Origin of the sequence: Nonomuraea sp. NPDC049309 (assembly GCF_043196965.1) — a bacterium.
Lineage (GTDB): Bacteria > Actinomycetota > Actinomycetes > Streptosporangiales > Streptosporangiaceae > Nonomuraea > Nonomuraea fastidiosa.
In genome coordinates this window covers 112,224-131,592 of sequence record NZ_JBICSH010000002.1, presented here as the reverse complement: position 1 = coordinate 131,592, position 19,369 = coordinate 112,224, and the positions used below count along the sequence as shown (strand labels likewise).

The 19,369-nt window shown below is 72.1% G+C and carries 19 protein-coding genes; 14 read left to right on the top strand and 5 right to left on the bottom strand.

Annotated elements, in window-relative coordinates; all coding sequences use genetic code 11:
• Positions 1-217 precede the first annotated feature (217 nt).
• The 6 genes from ACGFIM_RS14375 to ACGFIM_RS14350 all read left to right on the top strand — a co-directional run bounded on the left by ACGFIM_RS14375 (position 218) and on the right by ACGFIM_RS14350 (position 3,792).
• On the top strand, positions 218-535 hold the full coding sequence (locus ACGFIM_RS14375) for a thioredoxin family protein (protein WP_393202548.1): 318 nt from the start codon (positions 218-220) through the stop codon (positions 533-535).
• A 72-nt stretch (positions 536-607) separates the two neighbouring features.
• Complete coding sequence (locus ACGFIM_RS14370; protein ID WP_350668905.1) at positions 608-691, top strand: putative leader peptide; 84 nt, start codon at positions 608-610, stop codon at positions 689-691.
• A gap of 61 nt (positions 692-752) precedes the next feature.
• On the top strand, positions 753-1,169 hold the full coding sequence (locus ACGFIM_RS14365) for a DUF4395 family protein (protein ID WP_393200047.1): 417 nt from the start codon (positions 753-755) through the stop codon (positions 1,167-1,169).
• Positions 1,166-2,005, top strand: a complete 840-nt coding sequence (locus ACGFIM_RS14360) for a sulfurtransferase (RefSeq protein ID WP_393200045.1) — start codon at positions 1,166-1,168, stop codon at positions 2,003-2,005. Before ACGFIM_RS14365 ends, ACGFIM_RS14360 begins: the two co-directional genes overlap by 4 nt.
• On the top strand, positions 2,005-2,304 hold the full coding sequence (locus tag ACGFIM_RS14355) for a DUF1416 domain-containing protein (RefSeq protein ID WP_393200043.1): 300 nt from the start codon (positions 2,005-2,007) through the stop codon (positions 2,302-2,304). The genes ACGFIM_RS14360 and ACGFIM_RS14355 overlap by 1 nt, the downstream gene beginning before the upstream one ends.
• Before the next feature lie 246 nt (positions 2,305-2,550).
• The gene (locus ACGFIM_RS14350; protein WP_393200041.1) at positions 2,551-3,792 is read left to right on the top strand and encodes a hypothetical protein; all 1,242 of its coding nucleotides are present in this window, start codon (positions 2,551-2,553) and stop codon (positions 3,790-3,792) included.
• A gap of 103 nt (positions 3,793-3,895) precedes the next feature.
• Here ACGFIM_RS14350 and ACGFIM_RS14345 read toward each other — a convergent pair whose 3' ends face one another.
• The 3 genes from ACGFIM_RS14345 to ACGFIM_RS14335 form a co-directional block, all read right to left on the bottom strand.
• Complete coding sequence (locus ACGFIM_RS14345; protein WP_393200039.1) at positions 3,896-4,903, bottom strand: hypothetical protein; 1,008 nt, start codon at positions 4,901-4,903, stop codon at positions 3,896-3,898.
• Between the two features lie 2,134 nt (positions 4,904-7,037).
• Positions 7,038-7,688, bottom strand: coding sequence for a hypothetical protein (locus ACGFIM_RS14340; RefSeq protein ID WP_393200037.1), 651 nt, complete (start codon positions 7,686-7,688; stop codon positions 7,038-7,040).
• Positions 7,685-8,350 carry a hypothetical protein gene (locus tag ACGFIM_RS14335; protein WP_393200035.1) on the bottom strand — a complete coding sequence of 222 codons (666 nt, stop codon included), beginning with the start codon at positions 8,348-8,350 and terminating at the stop codon, positions 7,685-7,687. The genes ACGFIM_RS14340 and ACGFIM_RS14335 overlap by 4 nt, the downstream gene beginning before the upstream one ends.
• A 170-nt stretch (positions 8,351-8,520) precedes the next feature.
• Between ACGFIM_RS14335 and ACGFIM_RS14330 the strand changes: the two genes are divergently transcribed.
• The 4 genes from ACGFIM_RS14330 (at position 8,521) to ACGFIM_RS14315 (ending at position 15,769) form a co-directional block, all read left to right on the top strand.
• A complete protein-coding gene (locus tag ACGFIM_RS14330) occupies positions 8,521-10,467 on the top strand; it encodes a hypothetical protein (protein WP_393200033.1) in 1,947 nt (648 codons plus the stop codon).
• A 167-nt stretch (positions 10,468-10,634) separates the two neighbouring features.
• Complete coding sequence (locus tag ACGFIM_RS14325; protein ID WP_393200030.1) at positions 10,635-13,559, top strand: ATP-binding protein; 2,925 nt, start codon at positions 10,635-10,637, stop codon at positions 13,557-13,559.
• Positions 13,560-13,830: 271 nt separating this feature from the next.
• Positions 13,831-15,060 carry a MurT ligase domain-containing protein gene (locus ACGFIM_RS14320; RefSeq protein ID WP_393200028.1) on the top strand — a complete coding sequence of 410 codons (1,230 nt, stop codon included), beginning with the start codon at positions 13,831-13,833 and terminating at the stop codon, positions 15,058-15,060.
• Positions 15,050-15,769, top strand: a complete 720-nt coding sequence (locus ACGFIM_RS14315; protein ID WP_393200026.1) for a type 1 glutamine amidotransferase — start codon at positions 15,050-15,052, stop codon at positions 15,767-15,769. Before ACGFIM_RS14320 ends, ACGFIM_RS14315 begins: the two co-directional genes overlap by 11 nt.
• A gap of 108 nt (positions 15,770-15,877) precedes the next feature.
• On the opposite strand, the gene ACGFIM_RS14310 is transcribed toward ACGFIM_RS14315, so the two are convergent.
• A complete protein-coding gene (locus ACGFIM_RS14310) occupies positions 15,878-16,240 on the bottom strand; it encodes a DsrE family protein (protein ID WP_393200024.1) in 363 nt (120 codons plus the stop codon).
• Between the two features lie 50 nt (positions 16,241-16,290).
• Between ACGFIM_RS14310 and ACGFIM_RS14305 the strand changes: the two genes are divergently transcribed.
• From ACGFIM_RS14305 to ACGFIM_RS14290, 4 genes are all read left to right on the top strand, one after another.
• Positions 16,291-16,779 carry an FABP family protein gene (locus tag ACGFIM_RS14305; RefSeq protein WP_393200022.1) on the top strand — a complete coding sequence of 163 codons (489 nt, stop codon included), beginning with the start codon at positions 16,291-16,293 and terminating at the stop codon, positions 16,777-16,779.
• A 1-nt stretch (position 16,780) separates the two neighbouring features.
• Positions 16,781-17,077 (top strand): DUF2470 domain-containing protein, encoded by a 297-nt coding sequence (locus tag ACGFIM_RS14300; RefSeq protein ID WP_393200020.1) that lies wholly within the window; start codon positions 16,781-16,783, stop codon positions 17,075-17,077.
• A 297-nt stretch (positions 17,078-17,374) separates the two neighbouring features.
• On the top strand, positions 17,375-17,788 hold the full coding sequence (locus ACGFIM_RS14295) for a Fur family transcriptional regulator (protein ID WP_393200018.1): 414 nt from the start codon (positions 17,375-17,377) through the stop codon (positions 17,786-17,788).
• A 107-nt stretch (positions 17,789-17,895) separates the two neighbouring features.
• Entirely contained in the window at positions 17,896-18,834 is a 939-nt protein-coding gene (locus ACGFIM_RS14290) for a YgfZ/GcvT domain-containing protein (protein ID WP_393200016.1), read from the top strand.
• Positions 18,835-18,903: 69 nt separating this feature from the next.
• Here the strand turns inward: ACGFIM_RS14290 and dtd are convergent, their stop codons facing one another.
• Positions 18,904-19,329, bottom strand: a complete 426-nt coding sequence (dtd, locus tag ACGFIM_RS14285; RefSeq protein ID WP_393200014.1) for a D-aminoacyl-tRNA deacylase — start codon at positions 19,327-19,329, stop codon at positions 18,904-18,906.
• Positions 19,330-19,369 lie beyond the last annotated feature (40 nt).

Genomic DNA, 19,369 nt, shown 5'->3' with positions numbered 1-19,369 from the left:
GCGTGCGCGGTTGCACCGGGGTGGACGACCGGATGGGCGGCGCCGGCGGGGCACCGGCGCCCCGGCACACTGAGACGAGGTGATCCACCTGCGCCCCGACGACAGCGCGCGACGCGCCGCCGAGCCTCGTGACGGACGCGCGCGACCCGCCGCCCCCGAGCGGCCGGGGGGCGGCGCGTCTGACATCGCCGCCGGGCGCGCCCCTGCGGGGGAGAGGCTGTCGGCGGGGGAGCTGGGGACGGAGCGCCTGGGCGAGCGGGCGACTCTGGTGCACTTCTCGACCGCGTTCTGCCAGCCGTGCCGGGCCACCAGGCGGGTCCTCTCCGACGTCAGCGCTCTGGTGCCGGGCGTGCGTCACATCGAGGTCGATGCCGAGTCGCGGCTCGATCTCGTACGCCGTCTCGAGATCACCGGCACCCCCACCGTGCTGGTGCTCGACCCGGAGGGCGCGGTGGTCAAAAGGGCCTCCGGCCTGCCGCGCAAGCACGAGGTGCTGGCCGCGCTGGCGCTGGCCGTACCCGAGCCCGGAGCGTGAGCCGTCTCACACGCTGTCTCACTAACCGGACGAGATGTGACAGATGACGAGACGCCGAGTAGTGTCTTGCTCATGAACCCATCGACAGAGCTGCTCACGAAGCGGCGCGCGGTCGACTTCTGCCGCGTCGCCACCGCGCTCTGTCGCGCTGCCTGAGGACGATCTCGCGCGGATCTCGCCATCCGCCCCAAATCGACCCTTCAGGGAGCATCCCGCGATGCGTGCCTATCCCAGAACGCCGCGTTTCGGCGCGGCAGCCACCCTGGTCGTCCCCACCCCGGTCACCGAGAGCCGCCGGCTGCTCGCCGTCCGGGTGCCCGACCGCATGCTGGGCGCGTTCTCGCGCAGGCCGCACGCGATGCTCGGCTCGGCGCTCGCCGCTAGTGCGCTGAAGGAGCGGAAAGACCGAAGGACGCAAGGCTCGCTCCGGCTCCGGCCGGAGATCGGGCCTGCAGTCGCGGTTGCGGGCGTGGCCGGATCCGCCTCCGGAATCATGCCGGCGGCCCCCATGGCCACGGCTGCGGCTTTCCTCGCCGCTTTCCTCATCGCAGCCTTCGGTATCTGCCTTGGCTGCGCGATGTACCTGCTCATTCGCCGACTACTGCCCGCCGCCAACATGGAGGTATCTCAATGAGCCGCTCCGCCGCCCTGGTGGACGCCGACTGGGTCGAAGCCAACCTCGACACGCCCGGGGTCGTCATCGTCGAGGTCGACGAAGACGTCAGCGCCTACGACAAGGGCCACATCCGTGGCGCGGTCAAGGTCGACTGGCGCAACGATCTGCAGGACCCGGTGCGCCGCGACTTCGTCGACAAGACGGGGTTCGAGGCGCTGCTGTCCGACCGGGGCATCTCCAACGACGACACCGTCGTCCTCTACGGCGGCAACAACAACTGGTTCGCCGCCTACGCCTACTGGTACTTCAAGCTCTACGGCCACGAGAACGTCAAGCTGCTCGACGGCGGCCGCAAGAAGTGGGAGCTCGACTCCCGCGAGCTGGTGACCGAGGTGCCGCAGCGGCCCAAGACCCAGTACGTCGCCAAGGAGCAGGACACCAACATCCGCGCCTTCCGCGACGACGTCGTGGCGGCGATCGGCAAGCTCAACCTCGTCGACGTGCGTTCGCCCGACGAGTTCACCGGCAAGCTGCTCGCCCCTGCCCACCTGCCGCAGGAGCAGGCGCAGCGCGCCGGCCACGTGCCGACCGCCCGCAACATCCCGTGGTCCAAGGCGGCCAACGACGACGGCACGTTCAAGTCCGACGAGGAGCTGCGCGCCCTCTACCAGGAGGCCGGCGTCGACTTCAGCAAGGACACCATCGCCTACTGCCGCATCGGCGAGCGGTCGGCGCACACCTGGTTCGTGCTGCACGAGCTGCTCGAGCAGCCCAACGTCAAGAACTACGACGGTTCGTGGACCGAGTACGGCTCGCTCGTGGGCGTGCCGATCGAGTTGGGGGAGGCCCGCTGATGACCGCTCAGGGTTGCGGGGCGCCGGAGCAGACCGTGACGCTCCCCGCCGGTATCGATCTGTCCAACCAGGCCGTCATCCAGGGCGTCGTGACCGGCGCCGGCACCGCGTACGCGCGGCTGCTCGACCACACCGGTGAGTTCACCGGCGAGGTCGTGGTCTCCGACGACGGCATCTTCCGCTTCTTCGCCGCGCCGGGCGACTGGACCGTCCGCATCATCGCGGGCGGCGGCGTCACCCGCGACGTCAAGGTCCACGCCAAGCTGGGCGAGGTCGCCCAGCTCGCCGTGGCCGTCTGACAGGCGACACGTCGGGGCCCGCGTCCACCCTCCGGACGCGGGCCCTTTCGCATGCCGCGACGCCGAGCGGCTGGGGCCCTTGTCGCCGCCCCAGCTCACGTGCCCGTTCACCTGTGCTTGATCGCGGAGCGTTTTCGGGGGTTGCGGCTGCGTCACGAGGGACAGAACGCTACGATTCCACAGATGTCCGGTTCGACAGGTGTGATGGCGCCGCCCCCGCAACCAGGGCCTGCGCCGGCTCAACAGATGCCGTCGCCGTACTCACTGCCCCTGCACACCCTCCGCGTGGCGGGCAAGAGCGCGCTGCCGCTGATCCTCTGGTTCGCCGCGGGCGAGCTCGTCCGCTTCGTGCTGCTCTACGCGGCCAGCGAGGTCCCGTACGGGGACTTCAAGCAGGTGCGCTACGTCGGCGTCATGACCCTGCTCACGCTCATCGTGCTCGCCGCGATGACCGTCGCGACCGGCATGCTGCACGCGCTGCGCGGCGCCCTGTGGGAGATGCGCGTCAGGACCCGCGAGGGCATACCCGACGAACCGTTCTTCCGCACCCTCGACCGGGTCGCCCCCACCTTCGCGGTGCTCTACCTCGCCTGGGGCTTCCAGACCGAGGACGCCAGAGACGTCTACCAGATGGACATCTTCCATCACTACTTCGACCAGACCGAGGCGTCCTGGTTCGGCGAGGAGAGCGACGTCGGGCGCGGCCTCATCGACCTCGACTGGCGCGTCTCGCTCGGCGCCATGGCCGTCATGTTCGGCCTGAAGTGGCTCTTCGCCAGGCTCGTCGAGCAGGGCAAAGGCAGGTTCTACGGCTTCCTCGCCGCCTTCTCCGAGTTCGCCTTCGTCTTCTACGGACTGAACGCCACGGTCGCCTTCGGTGACGCCCGCTCGGAGTGGATCGAGCACCGCAGAGCCGTCGCCGGCACCCAGGAACTGCTCACCCAGGCCAAGGAGAGCGTGCCGCTGTGGGAGGACATCACCGACTGGTTCGGCGAGGTGTGGCCGCTGGTCATCGACGGCGTCGCCGTGCCGCTCGCCTGGCTCACCGTCGCCATGCTGGTCTTCGGCGTCTACTCCGATGAGACCCGCGCCCTCCTCAGGGGCACCCGGCTCGAACGCGGCCTCGACAGGCTGGAGAGCAGCCACGACCTCACGCAGAAGTCGTTCGACCGGGTCACCGGCGGCTTCCGCGAGCGCTGGGTGCCGCTCGCCAACGCCCTCCGGATGATCTTCAACGGGGGGCTGCCGCTCTTCGGCATGATGTGCCTGTGCTACTCGGTCCTCCAGATCGGCGGCCAGTACGCCCAGCGCGGCATCATGATGCTCATCGGCGCCCGTGACGACTGGGTCGCCATCTACCAGGCCCAGCCGGTCGCGTTCGTGCGCGAGTTGGTGGTGACCGTGCTCACCATGGCGCTGCTCGCGGCCACGTACGACATCGCCGCCACCCGCGCCCGCCACGCCGGCCGCCCGCTCGACGAGATCTGACCCGCCTGGCCGCCGGTCTCGCGGCGCCTGCCCCGAGCTGTGCTCGGCCGCACGCCCTGCGGCATGGCGGCGCTTGTTGCTTGGCCGCCCGCCTTGCGCGGCGTCAGCGGCGCTTGAAGCGGAGCACGTCCACGTCCGGCACCAGCTTCTCGGCGCCCTCGCGGGTGAACAGGTCGTCGACCGGGGTGTCCGAACGGTAGTTGCTCGGCCGGAACGACAGCTCCACCTCGTCCGCCACCGCCGTCGGCACGATCGCCGCGCCCTGGATCTTGTACTCCCTGCCGACCACCAGCTTGTCGGTCGGCCGGTCGCCCACCGGCTCGATCGGCACCGTCCAGGTCCGGCCAGAGCGGTCCTGCACCTGGACGTCGCGCGGCTCGGCCACCATCGTGACGCTCTTCTCGTCCACGGCCTTCTTGGTGATGTCCACCTTCAGCCAGGTCACCTCGGGGCCGTGCGTGCTGCTCGCGGGCGGCTTCATCCGCTCCACGGCCGCCCGCCACTCGATGCCGTTCACCTTGCCCGCCTGGCCCGCGGGGACGACCGTCTCCCTGGTCTCCTCCTCGGCGACCTTCTCATAGAAGACGTGGCCGTCGTAGGTGTGCGCGGCCGTCGTCAGCAGGCATGCCAGCACGGCCGCGGCGGCCACCAGCGCCGTACGGCGCTTCGACCCGCCCGTGCCGCCGCCCGCCTCACCGGAGGGCGGCCCGCCCTGGCCCCCGGACGCACCCGGTCCACCTACGGGGGCCTGCCCGGGGAGGCCGTACGAGCCGGGACCGTCGTACGGCGCCGAGCGGTCATGCATGTGCGAGGCGGCCCCGCCGGGCGGCACCGGAAAAGCATGAAAACCCGTCTCGTCGGTCGAGGGCTGCGCCGAGGCGTCGTACGCACCCGGACCACCGGGCTGGGCGGAGGCGTCGTACGGTCCTGGACCGCCGGGTTGCGCGGACGGGTCGTACGGTCCTGGACCGCCGGGCTGTGCGGACGGGTCGTACGCGCCCGGACCACCGGGCCGCATCGGGTCGCCCGGTTGCCCCACGCCACCCGGCCGGTAAGGAGGCGGCGGGCCGCCCGCCCTGACGGCGGGCATGGGCTGAGTCGCACTGTTCACCGGCTCCTTGGGCGCGGGCGGCCACACCTGCTGATCGGTCGCGACCGGCCGCGCCCGCCCTTCAGCCCCATGCTGAGCAGCACGACCCTCGCCACGCCGCCCAGCACCACGGCCGCCGCCGTGCCGTCCGAAAGCACCGCCTTCGCCGGGCTGCCCGTGACCGCGGCCATCAGCGGGCTGCGGCCCGGCGCCGTGGCCGCCGGCGAGCCGCCCTGGGCCGGTGCCTTCGCCGGCCTGTCCGAAGGTGTCGCCGGGTCCGAGGGGGGCGTCGGGTCCGAGGGGGGCGTCGGGTCCAGGCCCGGGGACGGAACCGAAGGGCGTCGTCGGCGCCTGCTCGTCGTATGCGGGGCCACTCGAGTGCCTACCGCCACTCTGCCCGGCCCCGAACGAGGACTCCTCGGCCCGCCCCTGCCCACGCCCGGCGGCTCCTGGCCACTCCGGCCCAGCTTGCCCGCGCCCGGCCTCGGGCCATTCCGCCTGAGCCTGTCCGCGCCCGGCCTCGGGCCGTTCCGCCTGTGCCTGTCCGCGCCCGGCCTCGGGCCGTTCCGCCTGTGCTTGTCCGCGCCCGGCTCCGGGCCGTTCCGTTTGTGCTTGTCCGCGCCCGGCCTCGGGCCGTTCCGTTTGTGCCTGTCCACGCTCGGCCTCGGGCCGTTCCGCCGCAGCCTGGCCGCGCGGTGACCCACCCCCGAACAGGGGGTCGCCGGCCTGCCCCGGACCGTGACCGGTTCCGAAGGCGAGGTCGCCAGCGGTGGCGTGGGGACCGCTGTGGCCGCCCTCAGCGCCGTAGCGGCTCGCGACGGTGTCCGGGGCACGGTGTCCGTGCTGGGACGCGTAGCCGGGCTCACCGGCCTGCGGACCGCTGTGGCCGGTTTCGGGCGTGTAGCGGGAACCTCCGGCGGTGGGCGGGGTGCTGTGCTCTCGCTCTGGGGTGTAGCCGGGTCCGCCGGCAGAGTGTTGGCCGCCGTGTCCCTGCCCGGAGGCGTAGTCGGACCCGCCGGCGGTGTGGGGGCCGCTGTGGCTGCTCTCGCGCGTGTAGGCGGGGTCGGCGGCGGCGTGGGGGCCGTTGTGGCCTGGTTCCAGATTGCGCTTGTAGTCGTAGGTGGTCTCGGGGTCGGCGGCAGGCTCGGAGGGCCTGCCCCAGCCCGGGGGCGGGCCGGGTTCGCGGCCGGCGGCCCAGCCCTGCTGCGGGTCGGCGTCTCGGGCCGGCTGGGAGCTCGCGTCCCAGCCCCGCTGCTGAGTGGGGCGGCCGTGGCTCGGGTCGTAGTGGCCGGACGAGCCGTAGGTCCCGGCCTCCGAGGCCGGGGCGGCGTGGCGGCGGCGGGGCGGGGGCGTGGAGCCCTGGTCGGCTTGCCCGCCCGCGACGGACGGCCAGGCGTGCGGCGTCTCGCCGCCCGGCTGCTCGCCAGCGCGGCCCGTTTCCGCGCGGTGACCCGTTTCCGCGCGGCGGCCTGCCTCAGTGCGGCGGCCCGCTTCCGTCCGGTGGCCTGCCTCCGTGTGGTGGCCCGCGTCCGTGCGGCGGCCTGCCTCCGCGCCGGTGCCGGACCTCGCGGGGGCGCCGGGTCCCGTCGGGGTGGCGGGGCGTGCCGAGGGGCGGCCGGGGGGCGGTGTCATGGCCGGTCCCGGGGTGCGGCCGGTGCCCGCCGCGGGGGCGGGAGCGTCCGTGGGGGACCAGTCGTGTGCTGACGGTGTCCAGTCGTACGCGGAGGTGGTGCTTTGCGCGGGTGGGCGGCCGGGCAGGCCACCGCGCATCCCGGGCCCGGGAGGGAGCCCCTTGCCCGGCACCTGCTCGTGAGCGGACTGCGGCGGCGCCTCGCCCTCAGCCTCGGCATCGGCGCCGAACGCGGCACCGGCCCCGCCGCGGGCGTCGAACGCGGCACCGGCCCCGCCGCGGGCGTCGAACGCGGCACCGGCCCCGTCGCGGGCGTCGAACGCGGCACCGGCCCCGTCGCGGGCGCCGAACTCGCTACCGGCCCGGTATCCGGTCCCGGCTTCGGCGCCGGCGCCGTACGCGCCCCCAGAGCCGTTCCCGCTGCCGGCCGCAGCGCCGTCCTGGGCGCCGGAGGCGGGGTCGGGGGCAGGCGTCGGGTTCACGCGTGGCGAGAACCAGTCACGCTCGTTCGTGCTCATCCTGAGATCACTTCTTAACGATCGAGTAGACGTCCTGCGGCGAGTCGGCGAGCTTGCGCGCCCCCGCCTCGTCCAGGCCGAGATCGATCTCGACCTCAGGCCGGTACGGCTCCTGCGGCCCCGCCTGCGGCGGCAGCTTGAAGACCACCCGCGCCCCGGGCAGCGCGTCGGGCGGGATCTCGAAGAAGAACGAACCGCTGACCCAGATGTCGGGCTGCACCCAGACGTTGGCCATGGTCTGCTGCCTGTCCACCCGGTCGGTGGCGGCGAACCGCTTGTCGTCGGCGGTGAGCAGGTCGGGCTGTCCCAGGTGGTACGGCTTCATGCTGGACTTGGCCGACGCCTTGACGATGAGGAAGAGGTTGCCGGTCTCGATGGTCTCGGTGTCGGACTTCTTGATCTTCCTGGCCGTGGTGAACGAGTCGAGACGCACGGTGAACCGGCGGGCGTCGACGGCCTCGCCCTTGGTCCCGGTGTAGCTGAGCGGGTCGCTCATCGCTCCTTCGCCGAGCGCCTTGGTCTGCAGCAGGACGGCGGCGGTGAGCATGGCGAGCCCGGCGATGACGCCGACGGCGCCGGTCCCGGCGTTCCTGCGGCGGTTGCCCCGGCGCGGCCGGCGGGAGGGGGCGATCTCGGAGCGTTGTTCTGTGACGGTCATGACGTGCCGCCCTTCTTGACCGGCAGGGTGACACGTGCCTTGACGACGGGCAGGTACGACCGTTCGCCGGCCTCTTCGGCGACCATGCCCCATTCGAGTTCGCCGTTGTTGAAACCTTCGGTCTCCTCGAAGGAGGCCACGTCGAGGGTGACCTTGTCGGGCGGCTGCTGGCCGTCCTTGAGCCGGTAGCGGAGGATGACCTGGCTGGGCACGCCGGGGTGGAGCTGCCGGGTCTCGCCGCCCTTGCTGAGCGCGAACGTGAACGGCCCCGAGTCCTTGTCGAAGGCGGGCGTGATCTTGACCAGGGATCCGGCGAAGGTGGTGGAGGTGAAGGCGTGCTCGAGCTTGTCCGGCGGCACGCCGACGGGCATCGTCTCGTCGCCCTTGTTGGTGACGTTGAAGACGACTTCGAGGAAGCGCTTGTCCTGGTCGAAGTCGTTCTGGGCGCGCTCGACCCGTACGCGCGACTCGACGAACTTGGTGTCGTACAGCCCTTGGTCGAGCACGGCGCCCTGGCCGAGGGGCTCGACCTCATCGGGGGCTTCGTCGAGGCCGCCGAGCAGGGCGGTGATGCCGATGACGGTGAGCGCCGTCAGGGCGATTGCGGGCACCACTACCGGGCGTCTCGGCTTGTCGCTGCGGTCGCCGGAGGGTTCCGTCATGGGTATGGATGGTAATAGCTCTCGCTTGCCCCATCTGTCGCAATGCTCCCATCGGACCGGTCAAATTGCCGAGAACCCTGCCGCTACGGTGGTTCTAGCTCATACGCTGTCACGGAGCGGGAATGGGCTGAGCCCTACACCTAATGACATATCGGCGGCCGGAGGGTCACGTGGCGGACGTGCATCCCGAGCATGCCCAGCTCCAGGCGGACCGCATCTACCTGGGCTGGCAGTACATCCTGCTCCATCCCGACCCAGGACCGCCGCCCAAACGTCCCTCGCCGGTCGAGGAGCCGTCCGCGCAGGAGCAGCCCGACCCCGCCACCGCCGATCTGCTGCGCCGGGAGCGCCAGCTCGAGGACATGCTCAACCGGCCGGTACGCCACGTCCGCATGGCCATGCTGGTGCTGTCGATCGTGATCGTGGGCGCCGCGCTGACCGGCTATCTCGCCTGGTCGTTCGCGGCGCTGGGGCTGATCGCGACCGGCGGCGTCGCAGGTTTCTGCAGCTACGCGCTGTTCCAGGGCGACCGCGCGGTCAGGTACCGGGTGATGGAGCAGCAGGCGCGCGACGAGCGGCGGCGGCAGGAACGTGACAAGGAGCTGTTCCGCGCGCAGGAGGAGCACGCGCAGCGCTACCGCGAGTGGCAGGAGTCGAAGGAGCGCCACGACAAGCAGCTCACCTGGTACGCGGTGGCGGTGCCCGACGAGATCGACCGCATCGACGTGGCGGGCGGCACCTTACCCGGCTGGTCGGCGCTGATCACGCTGATCGGGGCGACCCGGCTCTACAGCGGCGGCCATCTGACCGTGCTCGACCTGTCGGAGGGCGCGATCGCCAAGGACCTGATCGAGCTGGCGCGCAAGGGCGGCGACGACCCGCTGGTGTGGGTGCTGCCGGTCGATCTGCCCAGGCTGGACCTGGGCGCCACGCTCAAGCCCGAGGCGTTCGCGGACGTGCTGGCGCACGTGGTGAGCGTCAGCGAGGAGAACCACACCACCCGGGACCTCAGCTTCGACAACGCGATCCTGGAGCGGGTGCTGGAGGTGCTCGGCGAGAACGCCACGATCAGGCAGGTCACCGCGGCGCTGCGGGCCCTGGCGCAGGTGGGCGACCCACGCGACGACCTGCGGTTCGGCCTGATCACCGCCACCCAGCTCGAACGCATCGGCACGCTGTTCGGCCGCGGGGTCAGCGACCGGGTGGTGATCGAGCGGGCCTGGGCGCTGGAGTCGCAGCTGCGCAAGCTGGAGTCGCTGGGCACGGAGGCCGTGCGGCTGCCGCCCGCCAGGCTGCGGGTGGTGAGCATGGACCGGCAGGCGGGCGTGTTCGGCAACCGCGTGCTCGGCACGTACGTGGCCACCGCCCTCACCCACATCCTGCGCCAGTCGCCCGCGTCCGACCGGCCCTGGTACCACACGATCATCGTGGCGGGCGCGGAGAAGCTGCGCGGCGACGTGCTCGACCGGCTCATGGACGCCTGCGAGACCTCCCGTACGGGACTCGTCCTCACCTACCGGTCGCTCACCCCCACGGTCAGGGAGCGGCTCGGCAGGGGGCACGCGGCGGTGGCGTTCATGCGGCTCGGCAACGCCGAGGACGCCAGGGTGGCGAGCGAGCACGTCGGCACCGAGCACCGCCTGGAGCTGGCCCAGCTCACCGAGACGATCAGCGAGACGCTGCCGGGCCTCGACGGCGGCTACACCTCGACGATCGCGCAGGTCGAGGACGGCGCGCAGGCCCACGGCGAGCACGCGCCCGACCTGAAGGGCGACATCACCGAGTCCACGGAATGGGGGCGCACCGCCGACAAGATCTCCGAGAAGGAGCGGGTGCTGCAGCGCTCGCGCGAGTTCCTCGTCGAGCCGCACCAGCTCCAGCAGCTCCCCACCACGTCCGTGATCGTCACGGACGCCACCGCGCAGGGGCGCCGGGTCCGCCTGGCGGACGCGAACCCCGCCATCCTCACCTTCCCCAAGACGACGCTCGGCGAGTTCGAGGAGGTCAAGGACGCGGTGCTGTCGCTCGACCCCCGGGCGGGCGACGGAGACGGCGAGCCGCCGCCGAATCTCGGGCCGCCACCGCCGCGCCTGGACTGGCGCAAGGGCAGGCAATGACATGGTCAATGTCAAGGTGACGAGCTGACGGTTGGCGGAATTTAGCAAAGAACCGTCTGTGGGGGAATGAAATGCAGCCGAGCGTCTCGTTGAGCGGGCCCTGGTATCGAATTCAGTCGATCGCAGCACCCTCGCGAAGCTCGTCGGCGGAATGGGATTTCGTCACCGTGCTTCCCGCGGTGTTGTCGGCGGCGCAACGCGACCGGCCGTTCGTGATCGGCTGGTTGTCGCGCGGATCGGGAGCGCCTCTTGAACTGATCACCAATGCCGGGCCGCTGTCGCCGCCGCGCCAGCCGCGCAGGTCCACCGACCTGCCCGACCATCCGAGCGGGCCGCAGCCGCTGCTGTTCCCGGGGGGCGCGCGCGGCGTGCGGCTCGATGAGGAGTACCTGGCGGATCTGGCCGACCTGGTGTGGACCCCGTGCCCGGGACGCCAGGCGCCGCCGCTGGGCAGCAAGGGGCGCGAGTTCGACCCCGACGAGCTCAAGCGGCCGACGCTGTTCGAGTCGACGCTGGTGACGCTCATGTCGCGGCCGTTCGGCTGGCTGGTGGTGGCCGAGCCGACCGACCTGCTCGACGCCGAGGTCGCGCATCTGCGCACCCAGCTCAACGTGCTGCGCCAGTACGGCGACGCCTCCGAGCGCTCCCGCTTCGACGCCGAGCGCGCCGAGCGGCGCATGCAGGAGCTGGACGCCTTCCGCGAGGCCGGCCTGTGGAACGTGCGCGTGCTGGCCGGCGGCGCCACCGCCGAGGAGCTGCGGCAGATCGCCCCGGTGCTCGTCGGGTCGGTCGAGATGAGCCACCACCCGTACCGGCTGCGCAGCTCGCACGGGGCCGCGTACGCGCTGACCGAGGCGCTCGCCATCACCATGCAGGACCCCGCCGACGGCGCCGCCGCCCCGTTCGCCGCCACGGCGGGGGCGCTGGCCGCGCTGGCCGGGCTGCCCCGCCGCGAGGTGCCCGGCGTACGGGTGCTCGACTCGGGCTTCTTCGACGTGACGTCCGAGTCCGACGGCCCGGGGAACACCGCGGGCGAGGGCGGGGAGCTGCTGCTCGGCGAGATCCTGGACGGCCAGGACCGCGGCGTCGGCTCGTTCCGCGTGCCGCTTGCCACGCTCAACCGGCACGCGTTCGTCACCGGCGCGACCGGCTCGGGCAAGTCGCAGACCGTGCGGCACATGCTGGAGCAGCTCAGCAGGGCCCGCATCCCGTGGCTTGCGATCGAGCCGGCCAAGTCCGAGTACGCCGCCATGGCGGGCCGGGTCACCGAGCCGGTCACCGTGATCAACCCGTCGGCCCCCGACGGCGTGCCGTTCAGCGTCAACCCGCTCGAACCCGAGCCCGGCTACCCCGTCCAGGCCCACATCGACATGGTCAGGGCGCTGTTCATGGCGGCCTTCGACGCCGAGGAGCCGTTCCCGCAGATCATGTCGCTTGCCCTGCAGCGCGTCTACGAGGCCACCGGCTGGGACGTCGTCACCGGCGGCGCCGTGCCCGGCTCCGACGTCCCGCCCAGCGTGCCCACGCTCGAACAGCTCCAGCAGCACGCCATGGACGTCATCAAGGAGATCGGCTACGGCCGCGAGGTGCAGGCCGACGTCGAGGGCTTCATCTCGCTGCGGCTGCGCTCGCTGCGCGTCGGCTCGGCCGGGCGCTTCTTCGAAGGCGGGCACCCCGCCGACATCGGCGGCCTGCTCGAACGCAACGTCGTGCTGGCCATCGAGGACGTCGCCAACGACGAGGACAAGGCGTTCCTCATGGGCACGCTGATCATCCGCATCGTCGAGCACCTGCGCATGCGCGCCCGCCGCGAGCGCTCCACCGGGCTGCGGCACGTCATCGTCATCGAGGAGGCGCATCGGCTGCTGCGCGACCGCGGCCACGGCCGGGCCTCCACGCACGCCGTCGAACTGCTCGCCGGGCTGCTCGCCGAGATCAGGGCGTACGGCGAGGGCATCGTGGTGGCCGAGCAGATCCCCACCAAGCTCGTCACCGACGTGGTCAAGAACACCGCTTTGAAGGTGGTGCACCGGCTGCCCGCCGAGGACGACAGGAGGCTCGTCGGCGCGGCCATGAACCTCAGCGACGAGCAGTCACGCCACGTGGTCTCGCTCCAGCCGGGCGCGGCGGCGGTCTTCGCCGACGGCATGGACCGGCCGCTGCGCGTCCGCGTGCCGCTGGGGGAGTCGCGGGAGAAGGTGCTGCCGGGGCCGCCGCCGCCCATCAGGGGGCGCAGGTCGGCCGCGTGCGGGGCGCAGTGCCGTACCGGGCAGGCGTGCACGCTGGTCGAGCTGCGCGAGGCCGACGTGCTCGCGGGGGCGCAGGAGTGGGCCTGGCTGCGCATCTGGTGCGACACGGTCGTGCTCGCCTTCGTCACCAACCGCCCGCTGCCCGGCGTGCCGCGCGCGCTGTCGGCCGCCTGGAACGAGCTGCCGGCCCGGCGCAGGGAGTGCCTGCTCGCCACCCTCATCGAGCGCTGCGTGCAGCGGCGCGCCTGGTCGCTGCGCACGTGGTTCGACCCGTCGCTGCTGACCGAGAAGGCCGCGGAGATCGCCACCCGCCTGCTCAACGGCCTCGACAGCGGCGGCGAGCGTCCCGGCGCGTCGTGGGTGATCCCGCAGGTGCGCTGGCTGCACGAGGTGGAGAGACTCTTCCCGTACGGTCACCCCGCGCCGAATCCGCGCAGCCCCGCACCGCCCATGGAGTACGCCCTGTTCCGCCAGACCCCCGGCACCGCCGGCGACCTGGGGCACACCGAGCTGCTCGGCCACCGCGCCAAGGCGCTGCGCCACCACCCGCTGTCCATGGAGGTGGAGCACAACAGGGAGCTGGCCTGGCGGGTCATCCTCGGCGACGACGAGAGCGAGAGCGTGCAGCGCGACATCCTCACCGTGGCCATCGGGGTCGAGGCGGCGGCCAGGATCCGGCACGTGGGGCAGACGATGGGCGCGGGCTGGCTGGAGGGCGTGCTGTCGTGGCCGCGCCGGTTCGTGCTGCCGTTCGAGCAGGGCGGAGCGCCGGAGATCGCCTTCGCCGAGCCGCCGCCGGCACCCGTGAACGCGGCGCCCGCCTACAGCACCCCGGTCACGTAAGGCGGTCGTGGCCACGTGAGGGCGGCCCGGCCGGGGAGCCGGCAAGTGGCGCCTGGAGCCGTGTGAGGGCGGCCGGGCCGGGGTGCCGGCAAGTGGCGGCCGGGCCGGGGAGCCGGCGAGCGGTGGCCGGGGCCGTGTGAGGGCGGCCGGGCGTTCGCTCGCGGAACATCGGGGATCCGCCCACGTGAAGCTTCGCACGAGGTGGCAAACCGGACGGCGTTTCCGCGTGCTCCTGCGTAGCAGGCGGCAACCCCGACTAGGATCCATGCTCATGACCCAGCTTCCTCTGCGGGCCCAGCTCGCCAGCGCCCTGGGACGCAGCGCCGCCACGCTGTCCAGGATGACCGGGCGCGGTGACGGATCGGTGATCGGCGGGCGGATCGGTCTGCTGCTCGAACCCGACCTGCTGCGCCAGCTGGCCCGTGACCGCAAGCTGGCTCTGGTCAGTGCGACGAACGGCAAGACCACCACGACCCGCCTGATCACCTCGGCCCTTCTCGAGCTCGGCGAGGTCGCCACCAACGCGTTCGGCGCCAACATGCCGGCCGGTCACGTCTCGGCGCTCGCCCAGCACAAGCGCGCCCCCTACGGCGTGCTGGAGGTGGACGAGAAATACCTGCCGCAGGTGCTCGACACCACCGGCGCGGGCGTCGTCTGCCTGATGAACCTCAGCCGCGACCAGATGGACCGCGCCGCCGAGATCTGGCTGCTCGCCCAGAAGTGGCGCAAGGCGCTGTCCGGCAGGCCCACCCATGTCATCGCCAACTGCGACGACCCGCTCGTCACCTGGGCCGCCTCCACCGCCGCCAAGGTCACCTGGGTGGCCGGCGGCCAGCGGTGGAAAGAGGACTCCTGGTGCTGCCCCGAGTGCGGCGGCCCGCTCGACCGCAAAGACGCCGACTGGGCCTGCCGCGAGTGCACCTTCCACCGCCCCGAGCCGCAGTGGGCGGTCGACGGCGACTCCGCGATCGACCCGCAGGGCCGGCGGTGGCTGCTCGACATCCAGCTTCCCGGCCAGGCCAACCGCTCCAACGCGGTGATGGCGCTGGCCGTGGCCGAGGCGTTCGGGGTGACGGCCGACCGGGCGCTGCCCCGGCTGCGCGAGGTCACCTCGGTGGCCGGCCGCTACACCACCGTCGAGCGCGACGGCCGCCACGCCCGCCTGCTGCTGGCGAAGAACCCCGCGGGCTGGCTCGAGGCGTTCGACGTCGCCGACCCGCAGCTTCCCGTCATCCTGTCGGTCAACGCCCAGGGCCCCGACGGCCGCGACACCTCGTGGCTGTGGGACGTCGACTACCGCATCCTGCGCGGGCGCCCGGTGTTCGTCACCGGCGAGCGCCGGCTCGACCTGGCGCTGCGGCTCGACGTCGCCGAGGTGGCGTTCACGCTGTGCGAGACGTTCAACGAGGCGCTGGCGATGCAGCCGCCGGGCCGAGTCGACGTGATCGCCAACTACACCGCCTTCCAGCACATCCGATCGGAGTTCGGCCGTGCCGTCTGACAGCGCCCTTCGCATCGTCTGGATCTATCCCGACCTGCTGAGCACGTACGGCGACCAGGGCAACGTCCTGGTGCTCGAAGCGCGGGCACGGCGGCGTGGCATCGAGACCGAGACGATCCACGTACGCTCGGCCGACCCCGTGCCCGAGACCGGTGACATCTACCTCATCGGCGGCGGCGAGGACCGTCCGCAGATCCTGGCCGCCGGGCGCCTGCGCAAGGACGGCGGCCTGCACCGCGCCGTCGCGCGCGGTGCTTCGGTGCTCGCGGTGTGCGCCGGCTACCAGATCATGGGCAGCACGTTCGGCGGCGAGGAGGGGCAGCCGGTCGAGGGCATCGGCCTGCTCGACATCAGCAGCTCGCGCGGCCCCGCCCGCGCCGTCGGCGAGCTGGTCGCCGAGGTCGACGCCGCGCTCAACATCCCCACGCTGACCGGCTTCGAAAACCACATGGGCGTCACCCACCTCGGTCCCGGCGTCAAGCCGCTGTCGAAGACGGTCGTGGGCGTGGGCAACGGCGACGGCTTCGAAGGCTGCTACGCCGGCCACGTCGTCGGCACGTACCTCCACGGCCCCGCCCTGGCCCGCAACCCCGCCCTGGCCGACCTGCTGCTGTCGTGGCGCGTGGGTGACCTCCCGCCCCTCGACGACTCCCGCTACGAGGCCCTCCGCCAGGAACGCCTCACCACGGTGCTCGAACAGCAGCGCTGACCCTTTTCCGTGCCTGCTCGGCCCGGCGTCGGCCGGGGCCGGCCGGAGATCGTCTCCAGCCTCAAGACCCTGCCGGAGACCGGCCGGCCGCTGCCGCCGGGCGCCTAGTCAGTAGACGAGCGCCTGCACGCCCTCCGCGGTCACTTCCTCGACGAACGCCGGCGCGCCCGCGATGCGGATGCCCTCGATGACGTCGTCGGCCGTGATGTTCCTGCGGGCGGCGCACTGCGTGCAGAGCGTCACCCGGCCGCCCGCCAGCAGGGCGTCGAGCAGGTCGGTGAGCGGCGCGGCGTGCGGCAGGCTGAACTCCTTGGCCCGGCCCGGCAGCGCGAACCAGGCCGACTCGCCGGTCAGCCAGAGCGAGACGTCCACGCCGCTCGCGAGCGCCGCCGTCGCGACCGTGAACGCCTGGTTGCAGCGCTCGGGGGCGTCGGCCCCGGCGGTCACCTTGATCACCAGTGATCGTGCCATGCTCGCCACCCTAACGCCCCGGTCCTCCACCGCCACTAGTCTTGGACACCATGGAAGAACCTGAGGTGCACCCCGACCTGGAGCCGATCGCGTTCCTGCTGGGGCGTTGGGAAGGCGCGGGCGTCGGCGGCTACCCCACGATCGAGAGCTTCAACTTCGGCCAGGAGATCGAGTTCAGCCACAACGGCAAGCCGTTCCTGACCTACGTGAGCCGCACCTGGCTGCTCGACGAGGCCGGCAACCGCGTCAGGCCGCTCGCCACGGAGTCGGGTTACTGGCGGCCCCAGCCCGATCGGCAGATCGAGGTGGTGCTCTCCCATCCGACGGGCATCGTCGAGATCTACATCGGCGAGGTCGTCTTCCACAAGATCGAGCTGCGCACCGACGTGGTCGCCCGTACGGCGTCGGCGAAGGAGTACACCGCGGGCCACCGTCTCTACGGCCTGGTCAACGGCAACCTCATGTGGGCGTACGAGATGGCCGCCATGGGCCAGCCGCTCAGCGACCACATGTCGGCCGAGCTGAAGAAGGTCGCCTGAGGTGAGCACGCCGTTCACCCCCGACGCGGTCGAGGCGATCAAGCGCCACATGAACGACGACCACGCCGAGGACGCCCTGCTCATCGTGCGCGCGCTGGGCGGCAGGCCGGATGCCGCCGGCGCCGTCACGAGCGACGTGGACGCCGAGGCGATCACGTTCACGATCGACGGCGGTGAGCGGGTGCGGGTGCCGTGGGGCGAGACGCTGACCGAGCGCGCCCAGGTGCGCAAGGCCGTCGTACGCCTCTACCGCGAGGCGTGCGCCCGGCTCGGCGTCCCGGCCCGCGGCGAGCACTGACCCCGCTCTCGCGGGCATGAAAAAGGGCCCCGGGCAACTTTCCGCCTGCGGTGCAGGCGGGCCGGCTGGGCTACGGACGGGAACGACGTCCCGCCCTCCGGCTGCCAGGGGCCCCGGTGATTGCCTCGTATTCGCTGACGTCACGAGACAACAGTCCGCGAGGTCAGCGGACAACCACCTCGCTAGCCCGATTATGACTACTCATTATTCGGACCACCTCCTTTCCGCGTACCCCAGAAGCTATGTGGTCCTGCGCGAAAGGGGCAAGCGAATATCGTCGCGGCATAGACTCGGGTCATGACGGAGACGCAGTGGCACGAAGAACTCCGTGCCAAGGGCTACCGGGTCACCCCGCAGCGTCAGCTCGTCCTCGAGGCCATCAAAGCGCTGGAGCACGCCACGCCGGAGGAGATCTGCGTCAAGGTGCGGGAGACGGCGCGCGGCGTGAACATCTCGACCGTCTACCGCACGCTGGAGCTGCTCGAAGAGCTCGGCCTGGTGACCCACACCCATCTCGGCCACGGCGCGCCCACCTACCACCTCGCCGCCGAGGCGGACCACGTTCACCTGGTGTGCCGGGGGTGCGAGCAGGTGTTCGAGGTGCGCCCGGAGCTGGCCGACGGGCTGGTGGAGGGGCTCGACAAGGAGATGGGGTTCGTGGCCGACGTCCGCCATCTGACGGTGTTCGGCCGCTGCAGCGACTGCCGCTGACCCCGGCCGCCCCGCCGACGCCCGGGCTGACCAGGCCGCCGGACAGACCGCCGCCGGCACGCCGGGGCGGCGGCGGCGCGATCTGCGGTGCGGATAGCCTGGAAGGCATGCGTAGCCCTCTGCTCGATCTTCCCGGCGCGGTCCCCGCGGACGCGCCGGACTCCGACGTAGCCGCCCACTACGGCGACCTGTTCGCCGAGCAGCGCGCGCTGGCCAAGGGGGAGGCGATCGTCGACCGCAGCAACCGCGAGGTGGTCCGCATCTCCGGCGCCGACCGGCTGAAATGGCTCAACGACCTGACCTCGCAGAAGCTAGACACGCTGCGGCCCGGCGAGTGGACGCAGACGCTCGACCTCGACCTGCAGGGCCGCGTGCAACACCACCTGACGCTGGTGGACGACGGCGAGAGCGTGCTCGCCCACGTCGAGCCCGGCACCGCGCAGAGCCTGATCGACTACCTCGACCGCATGCGGTTCATGCTGCGGGTGGAGGTGTCGCGGGCCGACGACCTCGCGGTGCTGTCCACGGCGAACGAGGACTTCCTGGTGCCCAGGTCCGAGCTGGCAGAGCACATGGGGCGGCCGCTGGCCGGCCTGTGGGCGTACGAGGCGCTGCGGATCGAGGCGCACCGGCCGCGGCTCGGCTTCGAGACCGACCACAAGACGATCCCCCACGAGGTGGGCTGGATCGGCACGGCCGTCCACCTCAGCAAGGGCTGCTACCGCGGGCAGGAGACGGTGGCGCGGGTGCACAACCTCGGGCATCCGCCGCGCCGCCTGGTCTTCCTCCACCTCGACGGCAGCGTCGACACGCTGCCGCCGCACGGCGCCCCGGTGATCTTCGAAAGCCAGGAGGTGGGCGTGGTGGGCTCGTCGGCCCGCCACCACGAGCTGGGGCCGATCGCGCTGGCGGTGATCAAGCGTACGGTGCCGGTCGACGCGCAGCTCCTGGCCGGCGGGGTGGCCGCCGCGCAGGAGGTCGTGGTGCCGCCGGACGCGGGCCGCAACGTCACCATCGACCCGGCGCTGCGCCGCCGCATCCGCTAGCTTCCCGGCCGGCTCGCCGTGCACGGCCGCGGAGAGCGTCCGTGAGCCGCCCCAGGCCCCCGGAAGGGGTCACATCTCCAGGATGACCGTGATGGGGCCGTCATTGACCAGGGACACCTGCATGTCGGCCCCGAACACGCCCGTCTCCACGTGCGCGCCCAGCGCCCGCAGCTCCTCCACCACGGCGTCGACCAGCGGCTCGGCGACATGGCCGGGGGCCGCGGCCTGCCAGGTGGGCCTGCGGCCCTTGCGCGCGTCGCCGTACAGCGTGAACTGGCTGACCACCAGCAGCGGCGCCGACACGTCGGAGCAGGACTTCTCGCCGTGCAGGATGCGCAGCCCCCACAGCTTGGCGGCGAGCTTGGCGGCCTCGGCCCGCGTGTCGGTGTGCGTGACGCCGACCAGTACCAGCAGGCCGGGCTCCGTGATGGCTCCGACCGTGCGCCCCTCGACCTCGACCGAGGCCGACCTGACTCTCTGTACGACTGCTCGCATGGGCACCCATTCTGGACCAGGACAAACCCCTCCATAGACT

Bases quoted from the DNA above. Each gene is read 5' to 3' on its own strand.
- ACGFIM_RS14370 (WP_350668905.1), top strand. From the start codon at position 608: ATGAACCCATCGACAGAGCTGCTCACGAAGCGGCGCGCGGTCGACTTC.
- ACGFIM_RS14365 (WP_393200047.1), top strand. From the start codon at position 753: ATGCGTGCCTATCCCAGAACGCCGCGTTTCGGCGCGGCAGCCACCCTG.
- ACGFIM_RS14360 (WP_393200045.1), top strand. From the start codon at position 1,166: ATGAGCCGCTCCGCCGCCCTGGTGGACGCCGACTGGGTCGAAGCCAAC.
- ACGFIM_RS14355 (WP_393200043.1), top strand. From the start codon at position 2,005: ATGACCGCTCAGGGTTGCGGGGCGCCGGAGCAGACCGTGACGCTCCCC.
- ACGFIM_RS14350 (WP_393200041.1), top strand. From the start codon at position 2,551: ATGCCGTCGCCGTACTCACTGCCCCTGCACACCCTCCGCGTGGCGGGC.
- ACGFIM_RS14340 (WP_393200037.1), bottom strand. From the start codon at position 7,688: ATGACCGTCACAGAACAACGCTCCGAGATCGCCCCCTCCCGCCGGCCG.
- ACGFIM_RS14335 (WP_393200035.1), bottom strand. From the start codon at position 8,350: ATGACGGAACCCTCCGGCGACCGCAGCGACAAGCCGAGACGCCCGGTA.
- ACGFIM_RS14320 (WP_393200028.1), top strand. From the start codon at position 13,831: ATGACCCAGCTTCCTCTGCGGGCCCAGCTCGCCAGCGCCCTGGGACGC.
- ACGFIM_RS14310 (WP_393200024.1), bottom strand. From the start codon at position 16,240: ATGGCACGATCACTGGTGATCAAGGTGACCGCCGGGGCCGACGCCCCC.
- ACGFIM_RS14305 (WP_393200022.1), top strand. From the start codon at position 16,291: ATGGAAGAACCTGAGGTGCACCCCGACCTGGAGCCGATCGCGTTCCTG.
- ACGFIM_RS14295 (WP_393200018.1), top strand. From the start codon at position 17,375: ATGACGGAGACGCAGTGGCACGAAGAACTCCGTGCCAAGGGCTACCGG.
- ACGFIM_RS14290 (WP_393200016.1), top strand. From the start codon at position 17,896: ATGCGTAGCCCTCTGCTCGATCTTCCCGGCGCGGTCCCCGCGGACGCG.
- dtd (WP_393200014.1), bottom strand. From the start codon at position 19,329: ATGCGAGCAGTCGTACAGAGAGTCAGGTCGGCCTCGGTCGAGGTCGAG.